General features: G+C 60.9%; 15 protein-coding genes and 1 pseudogene. 13 read left to right on the forward strand and 3 right to left on the reverse strand.

Annotated features, from left to right (window positions below; translation table 11 throughout):
- The first annotated feature begins 4 nt into the window (after positions 1–4).
- The 10 genes and pseudogenes from HB778_RS39120 to HB778_RS39160 all read left to right on the forward strand — a co-directional run.
- A complete protein-coding gene (locus HB778_RS39120) occupies positions 5–3,358 on the forward strand; it encodes an ATP-dependent helicase (RefSeq protein WP_183465841.1) in 3,354 nt (1,117 codons plus the stop codon).
- Positions 3,359–3,456: 98 nt separating this feature from the next.
- A complete protein-coding gene (locus HB778_RS39125) occupies positions 3,457–4,146 on the forward strand; it encodes a multiubiquitin domain-containing protein (RefSeq protein ID WP_183465843.1) in 690 nt (229 codons plus the stop codon).
- Positions 4,146–4,562, forward strand: a complete 417-nt coding sequence (locus tag HB778_RS39130) for a hypothetical protein (RefSeq protein ID WP_183465845.1) — start codon at positions 4,146–4,148, stop codon at positions 4,560–4,562. The genes HB778_RS39125 and HB778_RS39130 overlap by 1 nt, the downstream gene beginning before the upstream one ends.
- A gap of 32 nt (positions 4,563–4,594) precedes the next feature.
- Positions 4,595–5,998 carry a HesA/MoeB/ThiF family protein gene (locus HB778_RS39135; RefSeq protein ID WP_183465847.1) on the forward strand — a complete coding sequence of 468 codons (1,404 nt, stop codon included), beginning with the start codon at positions 4,595–4,597 and terminating at the stop codon, positions 5,996–5,998.
- Between the two features lie 180 nt (positions 5,999–6,178).
- Positions 6,179–7,438 carry a metallophosphoesterase family protein gene (locus tag HB778_RS39140; protein WP_183465849.1) on the forward strand — a complete coding sequence of 420 codons (1,260 nt, stop codon included), beginning with the start codon at positions 6,179–6,181 and terminating at the stop codon, positions 7,436–7,438.
- Positions 7,435–9,780, forward strand: coding sequence for an ATP-binding protein (locus HB778_RS39145; protein WP_244662191.1), 2,346 nt, complete (start codon positions 7,435–7,437; stop codon positions 9,778–9,780). The genes HB778_RS39140 and HB778_RS39145 overlap by 4 nt, the downstream gene beginning before the upstream one ends.
- Entirely contained in the window at positions 9,773–10,906 is a 1,134-nt protein-coding gene (locus HB778_RS42475) for an ATP-binding protein (RefSeq protein WP_244662192.1), read from the forward strand. Before HB778_RS39145 ends, HB778_RS42475 begins: the two co-directional genes overlap by 8 nt.
- A gap of 189 nt (positions 10,907–11,095) precedes the next feature.
- On the forward strand, positions 11,096–11,758 hold the full coding sequence (locus HB778_RS39150; protein WP_244662193.1) for a DUF6088 family protein: 663 nt from the start codon (positions 11,096–11,098) through the stop codon (positions 11,756–11,758).
- Complete coding sequence (locus tag HB778_RS39155; RefSeq protein ID WP_183465853.1) at positions 11,755–12,807, forward strand: nucleotidyl transferase AbiEii/AbiGii toxin family protein; 1,053 nt, start codon at positions 11,755–11,757, stop codon at positions 12,805–12,807. The genes HB778_RS39150 and HB778_RS39155 overlap by 4 nt, the downstream gene beginning before the upstream one ends.
- A 329-nt stretch (positions 12,808–13,136) precedes the next feature.
- Positions 13,137–13,601, forward strand: a pseudogene (locus HB778_RS39160) (3-methyl-2-oxobutanoate hydroxymethyltransferase); the annotation flags it as partial.
- Between the two features lie 49 nt (positions 13,602–13,650).
- Here HB778_RS39160 and HB778_RS39165 read toward each other — a convergent pair.
- From HB778_RS39165 to HB778_RS39175, 3 genes are read right to left on the reverse strand one after another with little or no spacing between them, the layout of a single operon-like run.
- Entirely contained in the window at positions 13,651–14,367 is a 717-nt protein-coding gene (locus HB778_RS39165) for an IS6 family transposase (RefSeq protein WP_183455411.1), read from the reverse strand.
- Positions 14,348–14,575, reverse strand: coding sequence for a hypothetical protein (locus HB778_RS39170; RefSeq protein WP_432421300.1), 228 nt, complete (start codon positions 14,573–14,575; stop codon positions 14,348–14,350). Before HB778_RS39170 ends, HB778_RS39165 begins: the two co-directional genes overlap by 20 nt.
- A gap of 24 nt (positions 14,576–14,599) precedes the next feature.
- Positions 14,600–15,535: a LysR substrate-binding domain-containing protein gene (locus HB778_RS39175; protein WP_183455412.1), complete on the reverse strand. Its 936-nt coding sequence runs from the start codon at positions 15,533–15,535 to the stop codon at positions 14,600–14,602.
- 1,357 nt (positions 15,536–16,892) lie between these two features.
- Between HB778_RS39175 and HB778_RS39180 the strand changes: the two genes are divergently transcribed.
- From HB778_RS39180 to HB778_RS39190, 3 genes are read left to right on the forward strand one after another with little or no spacing between them, the layout of a single operon-like run.
- Positions 16,893–17,156, forward strand: a complete 264-nt coding sequence (locus HB778_RS39180; RefSeq protein WP_183455413.1) for a hypothetical protein — start codon at positions 16,893–16,895, stop codon at positions 17,154–17,156.
- Positions 17,153–18,364, forward strand: a complete 1,212-nt coding sequence (locus HB778_RS39185) for an F-box protein (RefSeq protein ID WP_183465855.1) — start codon at positions 17,153–17,155, stop codon at positions 18,362–18,364. The genes HB778_RS39180 and HB778_RS39185 overlap by 4 nt, the downstream gene beginning before the upstream one ends.
- 21 nt (positions 18,365–18,385) lie before the next feature.
- Positions 18,386–20,284, forward strand: coding sequence for an autotransporter assembly complex protein TamA (locus tag HB778_RS39190; protein ID WP_432421301.1), 1,899 nt, complete (start codon positions 18,386–18,388; stop codon positions 20,282–20,284).
- The last annotated feature ends 11 nt before the right edge of the window (positions 20,285–20,295 follow it).

Raw genomic sequence — 20,295 nt, forward strand, 5'->3', positions numbered from 1 at the left:
CGCCATGGAAAACTTCAGCCTTATCCGCCTAGCCGCGAACGAACTAAGGGAAGCAATCGATCACGGCCTGGCTGAATTGCGGGCCGGCGCGATCGTCGAACGTGCGCTGGCCAAGCGGAGCCTGAAGCTTGAGGAGCTGCATGTCGGAGACGCGACGCTCGCCGGATGCCTCGGTGTCTTCAATCGGAAGTATGGTCACGTATTTGTGCAAGAGGATCTCGAGCCTCCCACTAAGCTTGAGGTGATCGCTCATGAGATCGGGCATGAAGTCGTTCACAACGGCGACGTGGCTATGGTTCGCAAGGACTATGGTTCACCCGGGCCGGGCGATCCGGTTTTGCGGGTCGAAGCCTATGGCGTGAAGGAGCGTCGCGAGGCCCAGGCGAACGTTTTTGCCCGTGAGCTCCTGCTGCCGAGGGCTCTCGCCCGCCGGCTCTTCCTAGGCGGAATGCGCGCTAGGGCAATCGCCGAACAAACAGGTCTCAATCTTGCGCTCGTGTTTCAGCAGCTGACCGATGCATTACTTCTGCCCGAACCACGTCCACCCGCGCCCGCACGTCCTGACAAGTTTAGGAAGCTCGACGACTCGCAGAAGTATGCTGCCGACTTCCGTGGTAAGGCTTTATTGCTCGAGGCTGGACCAGGCACCGGCAAGACCCGAACTCTGGTCGAAAGGATCGTTCAGCTCATTCAGAGCGCGGAAGCTGCGCCTTCGGAGATTCTGGCGCTGACCTTCTCGAATAAGGCCGCAGGGGAACTCATCGATCGCGTAGGCAAGGCAGTGGGGAGCCCTGCAGCTAACATCTGGACCAGCACCTTCCATGCCTTCGGTCTTGAGCTGCTGCGCAAGCACCACATTTTGTTCGGTCTCTCGCAGGATCCGCCTCTTGTCGATGGCAGCCGTGCCATCGACATGCTTGAAGAGGCATTGCCGACGCTCCCCATTTTCTATCACCAGAACCTGTTTGAGCCAGCGCTCGCCCTTCGGGAAATCCTCAAGGCAATCTATCGCGCAAAGGACGAACTAGTCGGCTGGCAGGCCTACACCAACCTCGCTGGCGCCATGGCCGAACGCGCCGACCCAAGCGATGAACAGGCGGTGATCGCAGCGGCAAAAGCCAAGGAAGTGGCGCTGGTCTATCGTCACTACCAGGAGCGCCTACAAGAGCTCAAACAGGTCGACTATGGCGACCTCATCATGCTGCCGGCACTACGCCTGCGGGATGACGCGGACTTTCGGGCGAAGCTTCAAGCCCAGTATCGATGGATCCACGTCGACGAATATCAGGACATCAACCGGGCCAGCGCGGTTCTGATCAAGGGGTTGGCCGGTGACGGCCGGCAACTGTGGGTCGTCGGCGATGCGCGGCAGTCGATCTACCGCTTTCGTGGCGCCTCCGTCCGCAATGTGGCGCGGTTCGGTGAGGACTATCCCGACCACGAGAAGGCGCCGCTCAGGGTCAACTACCGATCGACGAAAAGGATCATCGACACCTTCACCGGCTTCAGCCGGACCATGAAGGTCTCCGACTTTTCGTTGCCGCTCAACCTGGATCCCGATCAAGATGTACTTGGCGAAGCGCCTTCGCTTAGCGTCGCCAGCGACGCCGACGACGAGTATTCACGCCTCACCGCCAGCCTCCGGGAACTCGAAAAGGGCGGCATGCCGCTCCGGACTCAGGCTGTGCTCGCGCGCAGCAATGGTACGCTTGCCCGCGTAGGAGAGGAACTCGAGGCTCGCAACATCCCTATCCTTTATCTCGGGCCATTATTCGATCGCCCGGAAGTCAGGGACCTTCTCTCTCTTCTATCCCTCTTGGCCAGCTCCGGCTCGACGCTCATGAGGGTTGCCGGGTTCCAGCAGTATAAGGTGAGCACATCGGATATCGTCAAAGTTCTGTCGGTCGCGAAGGCCCTCGAGATCCGAACGATAGCGATGCTGGCGAGACTGGAAGAGGTCGTTGGCCTATCGGTCGAGGGACGTGCCGGGTTGGCCTTGATTGCAACGCATCTCTTGGGCCTTACGGAAGGAAGCACACCTTGGTTCGTGCTCATGGAATACCTCTTTGAGCGCAGCAACTATGTCGTGGGTCTGCTTCAGGGCAATACGCCCTCTGCCGATATGCGCCGTGTCGCCGTTCGACAACTGGTAGAGGCTCTTCGCTCGATGCCAAAGGGCGGGACGGGTCGCCGGTCGCCGATCGCCCGGGGGCTGGCGCGCATCCGTCACATGGTCCTGCTGGCCGACGAGCGAGAGTTGCGCCGTCTGCCCGACGAGCTTTCGGACGTCGATGGCGTCCATCTGCTTACCGTGCACGCGAGCAAAGGTCTCGAATTCGAGGCCGTGCATCTGCCAGGCCTCAAGAAGGGCGCTTTCCCCGCACCCAATCGCGCGGACAGGTGTCCATCACCTGACGGTCTCGTCGCCAACCCGATCGAGCCAGACGCGCATGAGGCTGAGGAAGAGTGCCTGTTCTTCGTCGCCATGTCTCGGGCGCGGGCAATTCTCCGCTTCTATCGGCCAGCTACCAGCAACGGCAAGAACGCCAATCCCTCGACCTATCTCGAGAAACTGCACATTGGCTCGCTGACGACGGCGCAGATCACGCGGTCGGTGCCCAAGCCGATCTTCACCCCACTCAACGAGCCTCCCGCCCCAACGCTAACTGCTCGCGACATAGAGGACTACGAACGGTGCCCTCGTCGCTTCTACTACGAGCGCGTGGTGGGCATGCGCGGCGACGCGGTCGAGAGCACGTATCGCGCGGCGCATCGATGCCTGCTGCAAGTGATCGAGGCTGCGAGAGAGTCATCAACGCCGCTCTCGGAAGACGCGATCACCGAGATTTTTGAAAACGCTTGGGCGGAAAGCGGCCTGGTCGATCACCTCTATGAGCAACCCTATCGCGACCTGACCCAGACCATGCTGTCCTCGTTGCGGCCCCTTTTGGCCCGCGGGTTCAAGAAATCAACACCGATTGTTGTGCGTCTCGGCGCCACGGACATTGAAGTCCATCCAGACCAGGTGGAAGTGGGCGGTGTCGGGACTACGCTCCGGTCGATAAGATCGGGGCGCCCGTCGTCAACCGAGCCGGATAGACTTGCAAACTCCCTGTTGCTAAAGGCAGCCGAGCAGCGCCACGGCGCCGGAGCGACTGTTGAGTCCTACCATATCGCCACGGGCGAGACGACATCCGTCGTCCAAACGCCGGCAAAGCTTCGAAACAGGATCGAGAACAGCATAGAGATTGCTGCCGCCATCGGTCGAGGCGAGTTTCCGCCTAAAAGCGATGACTGGCAGTGCCCGCGCTGCCGGTACTTTTTTATGTGTCCGGCCCCGGCCGAGCCAATCGCCTAAAAAAATCGGCACGGGCACTTCCGCTTTCCCGTCTCTGCAACGATCAGCCCCACAGAAGCCGCGGCAAAGTGCCGGTCGGCAGTTAGATGGGTGATCACATGTCCCTTCAGGACGTCAGCCAGGACGCCGATCAGCGCGATCGCTTTGCCTACCTGGTCAATTCCGTTCCCAATCGTTCCCGTGACCACCAGATCGAAGGTCGCGAGATTCTTGAAAAGTCCGGCTATCTGCCGGCCGACCAGCATATTCTGATCCAGGTCCTGGATTGGGGGACCCAGTCGATAGGGCTCAACGAAAAGGTGGATCTGCGCGAGGAGGGCATCGAGCAGTTCCGCGCTTTTGCGGGCGACCGTATCTACGCCTTCACGGTGGACCTGCGTGGGTATGAGTGGGGTGCATCCACGATCGCGGAAGCCGAGCTGCGGGGCTATGTAGGTCTCAGTGAAGATCGGATCTTCACGCTCGATCGCGCGGATACACCGGACAAGCTGATCGAGGACGGTAGCGATATCGACCTCGACGACCGCGGTGCCGAGCGTCTGAAAGTGGTCGCCCGCCCGATGGTGACTGTGAAAGTCAACAACAAGCCGGTCAATTTGCGTTTCGGCTGGCATACCGGTGCTGAGATCAAGGCGGCCGCCATTGCCCAGGGTGTCGAAATTCGCCTGGACTTCACCCTCGACGAGGAGAAGCCGAACGGCGACACCCAGGTGATCGGTGACGATGACCCGACCTTCATCTCGGGAGGCGAAGTCTTCGGTGCCGTCGATCATCACGAGGACAGCTAATGACTGGCCTCAAGGCAGGTGTTGCGAAGGCCATCGAGGGCTTTCGTAACCACTTTCCAGACAACCGTATCGAGGTCTGCGCCACCGCCGATGGTGCAGCATTTGTCATCGTCGAGGATGTTCCTCTCGGTCCTCCCTACCAGCAGGCTAATACTTGGGTTGGCTTTTTCCTGTCGACTGCCTGCCCTGACGACGACACCTACCCGTTCTACGTGCGGGGCGACCTCGCACGTCTCGACAAGGCTATGCTCAAGAACCCCTTGCACCCCGGCAAAGTGTTCCCGGATGCCGAGGCTACCATGTCCAGACGCGCAAGCGTCATGGTGTCGAGGCGCCAGCGCAACCAATCGTGCTGGTCCTACGAACCGCCGCTCCTCAAGCTCCTCACGGTGATCAAATGGATGTTGCAGCAATGAGACACACCTGCCAGCTGCGGATGACGCAGGAAATGTACGACGAACTTGTCGCCCACCTTTTTCCTGGCGACGGCGATGAACATGGCGCCGTGATCCATGCCGGCCTGCTCGAGACCAGGGACGGGCCGGTGCTGACCGCACGTGACTTGATCTTGGCCGTCGAGGGTCGTGATTGGGTGCCGGGTACGCGCGGCTATCGCAAACTGCTTGCGCCATTCATCTCCAAGCAGGTGCGACGTTGCCGAGACGAGCGTTTGGTCTACCTAGCCGTCCACAACCATCTCGGCACGGATCGGGTCGCCTTCTCCGATGTTGACATCGAGTCCCACGAGCGCGGTTTCCCGGCGCTGCTCGATCTCATCGACGGGATGCCCGTTGGTTCGTTGGTATTTGCGCAGAATGCTGTCGCCGGCGATATCTGGCTTCCCGGCAAGAGCCGCCTCCACATCGACCGGATGGTCGTTGTAGGCTCCTGCCGCACCGAGTTGCGTCCGGCGCCATCGCCGCTTGAGAAGCCCTTTGACCTCCGCTTTGACCGCCAAGTCCGCGTGTTCGGCGCGTCCGGTCAGGCCATCCTCGCCAGATCGAAGGTGGCGATCATTGGCCTGGGCGGGGTCGGCTCCATTCTCGCCGAGCTGCTGGGTCGGCTCGGGGTCGGCTCGTTCGTTCTCGTCGATCCCGACCGGGTCCAGCCGAGCAACTTGCCTCGTCTCGTTCATGCGACCGGTTGGGATGCTATGACCTGGCTGGTTGCGCCCGGGCGGCCAGAGTGGATGCGTAGGCTTGGGACATCTCTTTCAACGCGCAAAATCGACCTCGTGCGCCGTGTCATTTCCCGTGCAAACCGCAAGGCCACGATCGACCGCCACTTCACCAGTATGGAGGAAAAGGCGGTGGTCGAGGCGCTCAAGACTTGTGACTACGTTTTTCTTGCTGCCGACGGGCATCGGGCACGGCGCCTCTTCAACGCGGTGGTTCACCAGTATCTTATTCCTGGTGTACAACTGGGCACGCGCATCCAGACCAATGACGAGACTGGCACGGTGGTCAACATCCACACCAGCGCTCGTCTCGTCACGCCGGGATGCGGCTGCCTGCTTTGCAATCAGGCGATCAGCCAGCAGCGATTGCGCGACGAGAGCATGAGCGGCCAGATGCGCCAGGCGCAGCGCTATGTTGATGGCGATGACGCCTCGGCACCAAGCGTCATTACGCTCAACGCTCTCAGCGCTTCGCAGGCCGCAAACGACTTCTTGTTCTACATGACTGGTCTAACCAGGGCCGAGGCTTTCCAAGGCAACGTTCAACAGCACCCGCTAGATCGGCGGGTGAAATTTGTCATGCCGCGGAAGGATGCCAGCTGTGCCGATTGCGGCAATGAAAAGCAGAGCCGGCTGTCGCGTGGCGATGGAGCGTCGTTGCCCCTCGTCGACTGAGGGTGCCGCTTGTGGGTTTTGACAACTGCCCCCTCCAACGCGATAGGAGGCAGCAAACATGTGAGCAGAGGCGCTCGGTAGAAGGCCGTCCGAGCCAAGGACAGCCAAAACCGCCTATCGTGAAATTCTTCTATCGAGCCGCGGTCGAACACTCGTATGTTTGTGACCGGAGACCGCCCAATGGCATTTCGATTCGTACACACGGCCGATATTCATCTCGACTCGCCACTGCGTTCGCTGGCGATGCGAAACCCCGACCTTGCCGAGCTCGTCGGAGACGCCAGCCGTCAGGCGTTTGTCTCGATCGTAGATCTCTGCCTTGCGGAACGTGTCGATGCCCTGGTCATTGCCGGCGATCTCTATGATGGCGACCAGACGTCGATGAAAACGGCGCGGTTTCTGGCGTCACAGATGACACAACTTCACCAGGCCGGCATCAGGGTTTTCAAGATCCGTGGCAATCATGACGCCATGTCGCGGATATCGAAACAGCTGGTGTTTCCGGACACTGTGACAATCTTCAGCGGCCGTCCCCAGTCGGTGCTGCAGACAGCCGGCGGGCTCGACGTCATGTTCCATGGCTTGAGCTTTGCCAGCCCCAAGGCGCCGGACAGTCTGCTACCAAAGTACCCTGCTGGCCGTGAAGGCGCGGTCAATGTCGGCATCATGCATACGAGCCTGGCCGGATCGCCCGGCCACGACGTCTATGCCCCCTGCAGCGTCGCCGACCTGCACAGCCATGGCTTCGACTACTGGGCCCTTGGGCACGTCCATGTCCGCCAGGTCCATCCCGGGGCGAGCACCGTGGTGATGCCAGGAATTCCGCAGGGCAGGGACATCAATGAGGCCGGGGAGAAATCCGTCACACTGGTGACGATACGAGACGACCGCACCATTGAGGTCGAGGAGAGGCTGACCAGTATCGCGCAATTCGAAAGGGTGAACGTCGATCTGACCGAAACGGTGGAGTGGTCCGAAGTCGTCGGGCGAGTCCGCTCCGCGCTCGAAGATTTGCGCGCTTCTGTCAGGTCCCGTCATATTGTGGTCCGTCTGGGCCTGAGCGGGGCTTCACCCTTATCCTGGGCGCTGATCCGTGACCGCGACCTGTTGCTCGCGGAAGCCGAGCAGGTCGCGGAACACACCGGGGACACCTGGGTGGAGAAGCTCGAGCTTAACGTTGCTCCACCCGCGGCCGAAACATCCGAGGGCGTTGCTGATCCGATTTTCGAGCTCGCTCAATCCATGCGCGACGATGCCGGTTCGGAAGCTTTCCGTGCCGAGGCAAGGGCGCTGGTCCAGAAGATGATCGCGGATCTTCCGCCTGACGGGCGCGATTTCGCCGGTAAGGACGAGGCTGGGCTGGAGTTGTTCCTCGACAGGGTGCTTGCCAACGGCGCCGATCTGGTCACCGCCCGCCTCAAGGCCGGTGGGTCACAATGAGGCTCCGGCGACTTGATCTGATCCGTTATGGCAAGTTCACCGACAGGACGATCGACTTCGGGCCAAAACCGGATTCCGGTCCCGACCTGCATATCGTCTTCGGCCTGAACGAAGCCGGCAAGTCGACCGCGCTTTCCGGCTATCTCGATCTGCTGTTCGGCATCGAGGAACGCAGCCGCTACAATTTCCTGCACGAGTACAGCGCGATGCGCATCGGCGGGGTGCTCGAACTTGGCGGCGCGGAGCACTCGTTCACACGCACGAAACAGCGCACCAACCCATTGTTGAACGCGAATGGCCAACCGGTCAGCGAAATGGCGATATCAGCACATCTCGCCGGGCTGTCTCGCGACGCATACGAGACCATGTTCTCGTTGGACGACGAAACGCTGGAAGCAGGTGGAAAATCAATCCTGGAATCGCGCGGCGACCTAGGCAAGCTGCTGTTCACGGCCAGCGCTGGCCTCGGGCACGCAAGCGATACATTGAGCGTGCTGGAGGCCGAAGCGGACAAGCTCTATCGCAAGCAGGCACACGGAACCGAGCTTGCGCTGCTCAAGAAGCGGCTTGCGGAACTGAAGTCCGGGAAGGAGGCAATCGACACCTTGGCGTCGACGTTCGAAACTCTCGAGACAGAGCGTCTGGACGCGACGGAAAAATACGACCGCAGCATCGCCGAACGGTCGGTGCTGTCGGCTCGGCTCGATACGATCGCGAAATATCTTCGCGCGATCCCGATCCTTGCTGATATCCGACGTAAGGAAGCCCAACTAGCCGAGTTGCCTGAGATCGCTTCACCGTTACGGACCTGGACGGGCAGCATCGCGGACATGATCGAGACCGACGCCAGTCTGAGAACGCGGCTATCCGCGAGTGGGGACGAGCTCGAGCGGGTGACGACGAAAATCGCCTCGGTCGATGTGGACGCGGTTATCCTTGCGATCTCCGAACGGGTCCGCGGCCTGGCCGACCGCAAGGTGCGCCACGTCTCGGCCGGGCTGGACCTGCCAAGTCGCAGGACGGAGCTGCAAATTCTCGACAATGCCGTGGCAACCTGCCTTGCTTCCCTTGGAAGGGCGTCGGAGCAATACCCTGCCAAACTGCTCTTGCCTGCTGCAACCATTGGCGCTGTGCGCACCATGGTCGAGCAGAGATCCGGGATCGTAACCCGGGTGCGCGTCGCGCGCGACGAGGCGGCGGCAGCCGCTGATGCGCTGCAGGCGGCACGCGAGCGGGTCGGCGAAGAACGAGCCGTGCCCGAGCCTGCCAGGGCCAGGCTGGTCTCGGCTTTGTCTACCGCAAGGGCCAGCGGGTACGTGAGGGAGACCAAGGCGGCGCGCGAGGCCGCGGATGCGGGAGCAATTCGATGGGAGGCCGCGATCGCGCGCTTGCATCCCTGGTCGGGAGATGCCCAGGCATTGGCCAGGATCGCCATTCCGAATGCTGGACGGCTTGGCGCATGGAAGGCGCAGGCCGCAGAGCTGGGGAAGAGCAGTAGTGTCCTTTGCGAACGTCTTGCCGAGCACCAGGGCAATCACGATTTGTTTTCGGCGCGGCTGGATGCCCTTCGTGCCTCGGTCGATGTCACCGACGATGATGCGGCGAGCGCCATTCGGCGTGCCCGGGACGAGGCCTGGGCAAGGCATCGCCATGACCTGAGTGGCGATACGGCGGATGATTTCGCGGCATTGCTGGCTCGAGACGACAGCGGCGCGGCGGGCCGTCTGGCCAACGCCCGGGAGCTCGTTGAGATCCGCAGCACAAACCGCAACCTCGCAGAAACCGCCGCCACCATCGCGCATACGCGCGACCAACTTGAACGCAACAGCTCAGATCGGGAGGCTGTGCCCTCGGAAGTTCTTGCAGTCGCAAGAGACCTGCTTGGAGAAATCCCCGAGACATCCCCCGAACAGCTGATCGAACTGATCGAGGATCGCATTGCTGCCCGGATCGATGCGCTCGCGGCCTGGGAGGAGATCGAGCTTTCCCGCAAGAAGACCGAGCGGGCGGTTGATGAGGAAGGCCGAATACGCCTGGAGCTGAGCGGCGCACGGGCGAGCGTTGGCGTCGGTTCGGATCCTGGTGACAGCCTGGAGACGGCCATGGCCGTGGCAGAGCTGTTCCTTGAGAGACAATTCAAGGTGGACGCTGAGCGCACCGAGGCGCTCAAGACCGTTGGCACAAGGCAAGAGGATCTGGCCGCTAGACGCCGAGCCATCGAAGTCGCTGAGCGACGTGAGGATGAATGGCTAGCCGGCGTTGCCGAAGCGCTCAAGGGCACCTGGCTCGAGAGCGGCATCTCGGCGACCGGCGTCGGGGGGCGTCCTCGATCAATTGGCTGAACTGTCCAAATGTCTTCAAGACCGGGACGCCATGCGACTCCGTATCGAGAAGATGGAGGCCGACAGGGACAATTTTCTGGTCGAGGTTACCGCCGTTGCAGCCGAAGCGGGCGAGGCGGCCAACGACGACGAACCGGAACAGCTGGCGGTTCGGCTTGCCGAGCGCCTGGAGCGCGCCGAGCGCATGCGCGAGGCCAAGGCAGGCCTCGTCAATGACCTGCAGCGTCTGCAGGATGCGCGTGAGATCCTCGATGCCGAGATTGCGGCACATGAGCGCCGCAAAAACGAGGTCCTCAGCGTCTTTGGCGTGGCCACGCTGGCGGACGTCGTGCAACGCGACGAACTGCTGCGCGACAGGGATCGTCTGCGCTCAGCCGTGGCCGAACTTGAGGAGCAGGTGGCGTCCGGGCTCGCGGTGGAAGGGTTCGAGCAGGCGCGTTCGATATTGGATGCTGTCGATCTCGACAGTCTCGCAATCGAGAAGGCCGAAGTTGAGCAACGGCTTCGCGACCTTGACGAGGCGTTGCAGCAACAGCTCATTCGGCAGACGCGCGCGACCGACAAGCTGGACGCCATTGGCGGCGACGCCGCTGTTGCCCGCATAGATGCCGAACGGCGCACCGTCCTTCTGGAAATCGAGGAAAAGGCCGTCCGTTATATCGAGCTGAAACTGGGAATAATGTCGGCGGGGAATGCTCTGCGTCTCTACCGCGAGCGTCACCGCTCCGGGATGATGCAGCGCGCATCAGACGCATTCGCCCTCATGACGCGCGGCCAGTACTCTGGCCTGACTACCCAACCCGTGAAAGGTGGGGAAGTGCTCATCGCATTGCAGCGCGACGGGCAATCCAAGGTCGCCGACGCGCTGTCGAAGGGCGCGCGTTTTCAGCTCTACCTGGCGCTCCGGCTCGCGGGGTACTACGAGTTTGCGCAGTTTCGGCCCTCCGTGCCCTTCATCGCAGACGACATCATGGAAACCTTCGACCATGTCCGTTCCGAGGAGGTCTTCAGATTGTTCGGGGAAATGGCAAATGCCGGTCAGGTGATCTATCTTACGCATCACCAGCACCTATGTCAGATCGCCAAGGCTGTTGTGCCGAGCGTAGCGATTCACGAACTTGGATAGTAATGGGTGATGGTGTCGTAACCGCTCTACGTCGATGAGAGTGTTTTGTGCTACCCCGAGCCATGCTGGTCCGAAATATGTGGACATTTTTCGGACATTCCAAAGGGCTGGCATTTGTCCGAAATACGTATACATATTTCGGACATGAGTGAGACTCCATCCGACCTGAAGGCTCTAATCCAAGATCGCATGGCGACAAGTCCGTCACGCACGGTCTGGACGCCTGCGGATTTCCTTGACCTCGGCAATCGCAATGCGGTGGACAAAGTGCTGCAGCGGATGGTCAAGGCCGCTGAGCTGCGGCGGATTGATCGCGGACTTTACGATCGACCAACGTTCAACACCTTGACTCAGCAGAAAAGCCCACCAGACCCCCGCAGCGTCATCGATGCCGTGGCACGGCGCGATCAGATCCGGGTCCTCGTCGACGGCATGACCGCAGCAAATGACCTCGGCCTGACTGACGCGGTGCCGGCCCGCATCGTCGTTCACGCCGATGCGCGGTTGCGGCCGATTCGCCTTGGCAACCTCGACATCACCTTCCGGCCCACGTCGGCCAGCAAACTTTATTGGGCAGGGCGCCCGGCAATGCGCGTCGTCCAGGCGCTGCATTGGATACGCGACATGCTGGGCCAGGATGACGGGAACCAGAAACTGTTACGTCGCCTGCGCCGACTGCTGAACGATCCCGACCAAGGTGACCGCCTCCGTGCCGACTTGGCCGACGGTCTGCCAACCCTTCCCGCCTGGATGCAAGTTCTGTTGAAGCCCCTACTGCAGGACGCCGCTGAGGTATCCCAAGGCCAGATCCAGCCGAGCGGGACTACGCCTCTGAAAATGCCGAGCCAATGAATTCTGCTTACGCCCAGGTTCTGAGCGCCGACGCCGAGACAAGAGCGGGCCTGTTTACGACAACGGCTCAGCGTCTCAACTCCACGCCGCAGAATATCGAAAAGGATTTTTGGGTCTGCTGGACCTTGGACGCGCTGTTCAACCGCATGCCAGACGGTAGTCCACGGCTGCTGTTTAAAGGCGGCACTTCCCTTTCCAAGGGGTTTGGCCTGATCAGCCGGTTCTCGGAAGACATCGACGTCACTGTGTTCCGAGATGATCTGGGGGAGGGGACGTCGATCGCCGAACTTCAGAACCTCAGTCGTACCAAGCGCGAGGCCAAGTTGGATGCCATCAAGGACGCCTGTACGGCCTATATCCAAGGACCGATGGCGGAGGCCTTGACTGCGTTGGTAGCTGCTTCCGCGGAGCGCACGGGACTGCCGCTCGAAGACTTTCAGGTACGAACTGACGACGATGACAGGCAGACCCTCCTGCTTTGGTATCCGACCGCGACGCCTATTGAGGCGTATGTCCGTCCGGCAGTAAAGATTGAGTCAGGCGCGAAGTCGGCACTCGATCCGAACACACCGCAGATCATTCGACCCTATGTCGATGAGGACGTGCCAGGTCTCGATCTAAGCGTGGCCAACGTCACTACGGTCGATCCGGAGCGGACCTTTTGGGACAAGGTCGTGATCCTTCATGGTCTGCGTCGCTGGTTTGAGCGTCGGGGTGAACTGCGTGGTGGCGGACAACGGATTTCGCGCCACTATTATGACATTCATCGGCTCATGGAGTCCGAAACTGGCCGCCGGGCAATCGCGAATAGGGATCTTGGCGCCGACTGCGTCGCTCATGCTCGCATGTTTTTCAACCGCAAGGACTACGACCTTGCATCAGCCGAACCGCCGACCTTCGCCTTGCTGCCACATGACGAAATGGTTGACGCCCTGCGGCGAGACTATGGTGCCATGACCGCAATGATCTTTGGGCCTGTGCCGAATTTCGACTTGGTGCTCGAGAGCGTCCAACGGTTGGAAATCCTGTTGAACGCGCCAGAAGGCTGACGTCTTGCCTCCCCGCTTGTTCGCTGTTTGTGCTGAAAAAGTCGCATAATTGGCAGTGTGGAATATGGGTCGTTGCCATTGGGTTCGAACCGATGGAGCCTCAATGTCTCACCTTGGCGCCGTCGAAATGACGGGGCGTTGCTCGACCTTGCCTGATAGCCATGATCCCTCGATGGGCACGCTGAAGCAGCTTAACCGATTTAATTGATTCTGACGTGAGTGTCGGCTCGTCAACGTCAAGCGCCACCGCCATTATTAGCACTTCGCACCTGCACAAAAATGTGCCAAACGCAGCCCCCATGGTTGGTAACGTTGGGGAAGGAGCCCTCTTGAGTGCGGTTGCTAACACCAAGGCGATCACACCGCCGGATATTCGTTCCCGGAAGGGTGGAACGCCGCTCGTCTGCTTGACGGCCTATACCACGCCGATCGCAAAGCTCGTTGATCGGCATTGTGACATTGTTCTCATCGGCGACAGCGTCGGCATGGTGCTCCACGGCTTGCCGTCGACGCTGGGCGTGACTCTTGAGATGATGATCATGCACGGCCAGGCCGTGCGACGCGGCCTCGAGCACGCGCTGATGATCGTCGACATGCCGTTCGGCTCCTACGAGGAAAGCCCCGAGCAGGCCTTGCGCAATGCTGCGCGCGTCATGGCGCAAACCGGCTGCGCGGCGGTCAAGCTCGAAGGTGGCGAGGCAATGGCTGAGACGATCCGCTTCCTCGCCGCACGCGGCGTGCCGGTCATGGGCCATGTCGGCTTGACGCCACAGGCGGTCAATACCTTCGGCGGCACCGTAAACTTAACGCTGTGAAAACAAGATCTGGGAGTGAGGCTTTGGTTCATTCGGCGTGAAGGCGCGCGATTTGGCGCCATGCTTGCATGGCAGTTGCTCGCAGTTCTCGATGGTGGGTGGATGGAATATCGTGGCGGGGAACGTTAAAGAGGTTGGCGATCGGGTCGTGGACGGAAACGAAACGCTGAAGATGTCGCGCTGACTTGAAGCGCTTCATGATCCTCTCCCGCCGTCGGACGGGTTGATGAGAGTTCTCCGCCCGATTGTTCAGGCCCTTGTGCGAGCGATGCTCGACGCCTGGCATGATCTCGCGCTTCGCCGCACCGTAGGATCGAAGCTTGTCGGTGATCATCACACGCGGCGAACGGCCTTGCCCTTTCAGAAGCTTTCGCATCAAGCGCTTTGCCGCCTTGGCATTGCGACGGCTTTGCACCAACACGTCGAGAACAAACCCGTCCTGATCAACGGCGCGCCAAAGCCAGTGTTTCTTTCCACCGATGGTGATGACAACCTCATCGAGATGCCATTTGTCGCCGAGCTCGCCGGCCGATCGCTTCCGGATATCATTGGCAAAGTGTCTGCCAAATTTCTCAGCCCAAAGTCGCACGGTCTGGTGAGAGACGATGACGCCACGAGCTGCCAGCATATCCTCGACCATCCGCAGGCTGAGCGGAAACCGGAAATAGAGCCAAACGGCATGGGCAATCACCTGCGCCGGAAATCGGTGGCGACGATAAAGAGGATCACGGGAAAATCTGGTCATGCCGCCAGATCCCACATTTTGATCGATGCCCGGTTAACGTTACGGTGCCTCGGCGGATGGTCTCGTAGGAAACGACGATCCCGCGATCGAGCAGCATTTCCTCGACATCGCGCAGGCTCAGATTGAAGCGGAAGTAGAGCCAGACAGCACGGGCCACAATTTCGATCGGATAGCGGTGGTTCTTGTAGGTCGGTGCACTCACGGTCATGGGCGCGCTGCTACCTCAATTTCCTTACCCCTCAATCAATGTGACAGCACCCTCGCAACTACTGAGTTGGGACGCGCTCCCATTCGGGGGGCACGCTTCGCTAAGGTGCTTTTCTAGCTGCGCGCCGAGCAAGGCACTTGCCGCCTCGGCGGCGGAGGTGAGCGGCATGTGGGCGGATGAGATGAGGCATACTGTCAGATGAATCGGTGGATCGATGACGACAGGCCTCAGAGCTTCGTAGCCTGGAACGTCTGAGAAATCCCCCTTGGGAACGATCGCGCTTGCTACGCCGGCTTTGACCAAGGAGAGCACGCTGCAGAACGTGTCGACCTCCGCGACGCAGTTCGGTATCACTTCGGCCGCTCCAAACGCCCGGTCCAGTGCGACGCGGATCGTATGCGGCTGTGCTGGCAGCACAAGAGGAAGTCCCGCCAGCTCTTCGAGGGACACTGAGGTCGCCACATTTTCCGCATTGGCAGGCCGGACCAGATAGAGGCGCTGGCGGAACAGCGGCTTGCGGGAAACACCATGGGTGGGTGTGTCCTCGAAGACCAGGCAAACGTCAAGCTCGTGCGATTCGATGAGCGAGCTAATGCGGAGAAAGTCACCGGTCACCAAGCGCAGGGTCACTTTGGGGAGTGCTGTCCTGCAGGCGCCAGCTAAGGGGCCAGCGAGGGAGACCGCGAGCGACGAAGAAATACCGAGCCCCACTGAACCTTCTGGCTCTCCCCCGGTGGAGCGAACGATGCCGCGCAGTTGCTCTACCCGCTGCAAGATGGAGACGGCCTCCCGATAGAAGATCTTGCCCACTTGGGTCGGGCAAACGCCGCGTGCGCTCCGGTGCAACAGGGTGGCGCCGAGCGTGGCTTCAAGGCCAGCGATCTGTTGGCTGAGGGCCGGCTGGGCCACATGAATGGTGGCCGCTGCCCGGCAGAAGCTCCCTGCATCGACGATGCTCACGAAATATCTGAGGTGGCGTAGTTGCATGGGATAGCCTTGTCAAGGTTGAATAGAGCTAGATTACGCCTGTTGCCGCTTGTGGCAGTAGCGACATCACCCGTGTTTCCAAATAGGCCGAGAGGACCCATTTTGATGGGCTCTGAATCGCGAGCGAGCCTCTGCTTTGCGATCCGGCGGGCTCCGTACTTCGCAAGGAGAATTTGATCGCCGCCCTCAAGCGCGCATGAAGAGTTTTGCTCGGTCGGCTCGCCTCGCCGCTGGGCCGCTACCGGTCCACCGTCGGAAAGACGCGCATTCCAAAGGCCGCAGCGACAACGAGCGGCCGCAGCTCTTCGTCTTCTATGAGGACACCGAACTCGTACTCCCTCCACTTGCGCCAATACCCGCGCAGAGCGCGTCCGATCACGAGCAGAGTCCGGCCTCCGGCAGTCCAAGCCTGGTGAACGAGCCTGATTCACCTCGCATGCCTGTCGCCGCGCCATCAACGCGCTTGGCCTCATCATCTGGTTCGAGGGGGTGGTCAGGTGCAAGGCGTTCGGCTCAAGAAAGCGACGCTGTTCCAGCGGCACATCAATGCCTGCAGACTGATCTGTGATTGTCCCTTGCTCGATGCTTGGGGCCGACACAGTCGGACGTCGCTTCAACATGACTCTGAGGGACAGCCACGTTCCTGGCTACAGAGGGGCGCTGGCTCAATAGGGGGGCTCTAGAGGAACTCAGGATAAGGTTCTTGGTCGAGTTCTGCTTGAATGCTGATTTCATAATCACGCCTCTCTTCGAAGTTTACGGACAGCACCAATCGCAGGAAGCCAGGCGGAACGGCGTAGGCGAAGCATTCACTCACGACGCCACTTGGTGGACTGGAACTTCTGCAACTAACTTTGTTGTGCTGCGATAAAGCACAGCGCAAAATCCAGGCCACTTTGCGCCGCTGTTCGTCGCGACGTCCGCAGCCCGATATCCGCTGCAGCCCGGAGGGCCTAAGCGGCAAGGGGCTCTATCTGACCTCGTTGCACGCTTGCCGCGCATGCCGGATCGGGCGGATGGGAGCGATGGACAGGTCTTCTCGGGGGAAATCATCAACCGACTAGGAAAACGGACGGTCCGAGCCTCTTCGCGGGGAAAGGTTCCGCTCCTGGGCAATGCCGCGCCGCTTCACATCTGGCATCTATTTCTTCGCTCGAAGCAGACATGCCGAATGTCGACAATCCGCCAATTTGTTGGGAAGGCAACCAGCGCCCACCGAAAGAAGAGGATCGCAGCCGTGGCCAGTGCCGAAATCCGCATCGAGGTATGCCGGGAATGCTGAGATCAAATCGATCGCTCAAGTGGCGCATTTTTTGCTTGGAAGCATCTGATGATGAAGACGATCCTACACATCAGGCTGTGCATAATGCAGGTTGTTTCTGGCGGTTTGAAATTCGCCACCACAGTGCACAACCGACAGAATGTTGAATTGTTCGGGGCCGGCTGGAACTGGCGGCTTTTGAACCGGCTTCCTCCGACAGGGCAGCTCGCCTCGTTGCCGACAAATCAATTTATCCGTCGAGGGCAAGATCAACCAGCTCAAGCTGGCGACCAGATGATCTCAGTTTGTTGGTCGATAGGAGGTGAATTATGACGGGCATTGACGAGCGTGGCAAGGCGCCCATGGCGATATTTAGCGCCATCGAAGGTGATATCACGGATGATTCTCCCGCCCTACCGGCTGTTGGGGTTGAAGGACCCGGACAATCATCCCGTTCTGTTGTAGCGCACACACGCTCTGAGCCTCAAGCGTCAAGCGTTTCCTCCTCTCGCCGCATGCGGCACACCAGTGTCCTTGATTTGCAGCAGGAGCTACTCTGTCAGATTGCTGAGCGGCTCAGCCCGACCGATCTTCTGAGCATGTCGCAGACGAATCAACAGATGTACCACGCCACTACGGCAATCTGGATGCCTCAAGAAGGGCGTGAAAGGGCTATCCGGGCTCAGGCTATCTGGAACAGGTTGACGCAAGACCGCCCTGGCGTCGAGGATCGCCTTGCCCCGCTTCTGTATGGGGGGCGTGATCCAATCACTCGCGGCCAACTTCAATTACCTCGCCTGGGCGCAGCAGGAGAGCTCCAGCAGCGTCTCATCCTCCTCACCGAGACGCTTGAGGACCCCGACAATCGCGTCACAGCCTTATGGGGCTTCGGAGTAGGCATGGCAGGGCTTGCCCCCGAGCTCCAGCAGCGCCTCGTCGTCCTCGCCGAAGGACTTGACGACGACGCCGAGCTTTGCGCCTCGGCCCTGGAGAGCCTCGGAGCGGGTGTGGCCGGGCTGGACCCCGTCCTCCAACAGCGTGTTGTCGTCCTCGCCGAGGGACTTGAGGGGGCCGAGCATCGCGCCTCGGCCTTGCAGGGCCTCGGAGCGGGTGTGGCGGGGCTTGCGCCCGAGCTCCAGGAACGTCTCGTCGTCCTCGCCGAGGGACTTGAAAACGCCAGGCATCGCGGCTCGGCCCTGATGGGCCTTGGTGCGGGTCTGAGAGGGCTTGCCCCCGACCTTCAGCAACGTCTCGTCGTCCTGGCCGAAGGCATTGACGACCCCGAGGGTCGCGTCTCAGCCCTATGGGGCTTCGGAGCGGGTATCGGAGGGCTTGCCCTCGAGCTGCAGCAGCGTCTCGTCGTCCTGGCCGAAGGCATCGGCGACCCCGAGAATCGTGGCAGGGCTCTCAAAGCCTTCGGGACAGGCGTGGCGGCACTTCCGCGCGAGCTACGAGGGCGCATCGCGGCTCTTGCCGACGGACTTGCCCAGCCGCAGCATCGGACTCCCGCCTTGGCAGGACTATTGCCTAGGTTGTGCTAAATGCCCGTGTATGGAAGGCAGATGTCAGTGGGTAGCGCCCCAGGCGGCGCGCTATTGCACGCCCTGCTTTTGGCCGTGGTCTGCTCGACCGCGCTGGCCGCGCAATCAAGGTCCGCAGCCGCGTTCGAGCTGTTCGGCCTCAAGCTGTGGGCGCCTTCCAGCGACGAGGACGCCGACACCGTCGATCCACTGCGCTACACGGTGACCATCGAGGCGCCCGACGCCGACGAGGACATCGCCGAGAAGCTCGAAAACGCCTCGGCGCTGAAAGACGACGAAGAACGTCCAGTCTCTGGTTCGCTCGGCCTGCTGGCCAAGGCCCGTGGCGACCGCGACCAGCTTGTCGCCGCACTTTACGCGGACGCCCGCTACGAGGGCGTCGTCACCATCACCATCGAAGGCAAGCCGCTCGACGATTTGCCGCCCGACGCCGAATTTTCGGGTCCGCAGCCGATTCCGGTGGTGATCAACATTGCGGCCGGGCCGAAATTCACGCTTGGCGACATCAGGCTGGAGGGCGATGCGGCGGGGCTGATGAGTGCCGATTATGGTTTGATATCGGGCGGCGACGCTAGTTCGGGCGCAGTCCTCGAAGCTGAGGCGCTGATAGTGCGGACGCTGAAGGAGCGGGGCATGCCGCTCGCTGAGGTCACCGACCGGCAGATCGTCGCCAACCACACCACCTCGACGCTCGACGTGACGCTGACCGTGGCCGCCGGGCCGGCTGCCGGCTACGGCAACACCACGGTCGAAGGCACCGAAAAGGTCGACCGCAATTTCGCCGAATACATGACCGGCCTGAAGCGCGGCCGCCAATATTCGCCGGAAGAGGTCGACGAGGCGCGTGACCGGCTGCTCGCGCTGGAAGTCTTCAACAGCGTGACGCTGAAGGAAGCCGACAAACTTGATGCCGACGGCAACATCCCGATCGGCGTCGAAGTGAGCGATCGCAAGCCGCGCTATTTCGGTCTAGGCGGAACCTTCTCTAACACCGATAGCCTGGACCTGAAAGGCTATTGGGGCCACCGCAATCTGTTCGGCCGTGCCGAAAAACTGCGCATCGAGGGCGCAATCAGCGGTATCGGCAGCAAGCCGAGCGAGCTCAACTACAATGCCGGCATCATGTTCGAGAAGATGATCGGGCCGGCGTCAAAGTTTTTCGCCGGCGTCAAGACCGTGCTCGAGCACCCTGACGCCTATGAGCATTTCTCGGTCAAGGCCAACACCGGCCTGTCTTATGAACTCGACAAGCAACAGACGGTTTCCGCGGAAGTCGCGCTCGACTATTCGGAGATCACCGATCCTTTCGGCGAGCACAAATATCTGATCGCCAGCATTCCGCTCCAATATGTCTACGACGACAGAGACGACCGGCTGAACCCAACCAGCGGATTCCGGGTACTGACCTCTGCCGATCCCAGCCGCGACATCATGAGCGGCGCGGCCTTCCTCCTACTGACGGGGGAGGGATCGGCCTATCAGTCGCTGGATTCAGCCTCGAAGTTCGTGCTGGCCGAAAGGGTCGCGGTTGGTTCGATCGTCGGCACCAGCCTTCAGAATGTGCCGGCCAACCGGCGCTTCTATTCCGGCGGTGGTGGTTCGGTGCGCGGCTACGGCTATAAGGGCATAGGCCCGAAGGACTTCACCGGCCAGCCTATCGGCGGCCTATCCTTCTTCGAAACCTCGCTCGAGATGCGGATCGCCGTCACCGACAAGATCGGCATCGTGCCCTTCGTCGATGCCGGTACGGTATCGAATATGTCGGTTCCCAACTTTTCCGACGTCAAGGTCGGCGCCGGTGTCGGCCTGCGCTATTTCACGCCATTCGGGCCGCTGCGCATCGATGCGGCGGTGCCGTTCAACCGGGGTCCCGATGACCCGCATTTCGGCATCTATGCCGGCATGGGACAGGCGTTCTGAGCGATGGAGAT

The sequence above is a fragment of the Mesorhizobium huakuii genome (assembly GCF_014189455.1).
GTDB classification, from domain to species: domain Bacteria; phylum Pseudomonadota; class Alphaproteobacteria; order Rhizobiales; family Rhizobiaceae; genus Mesorhizobium; species Mesorhizobium huakuii_A.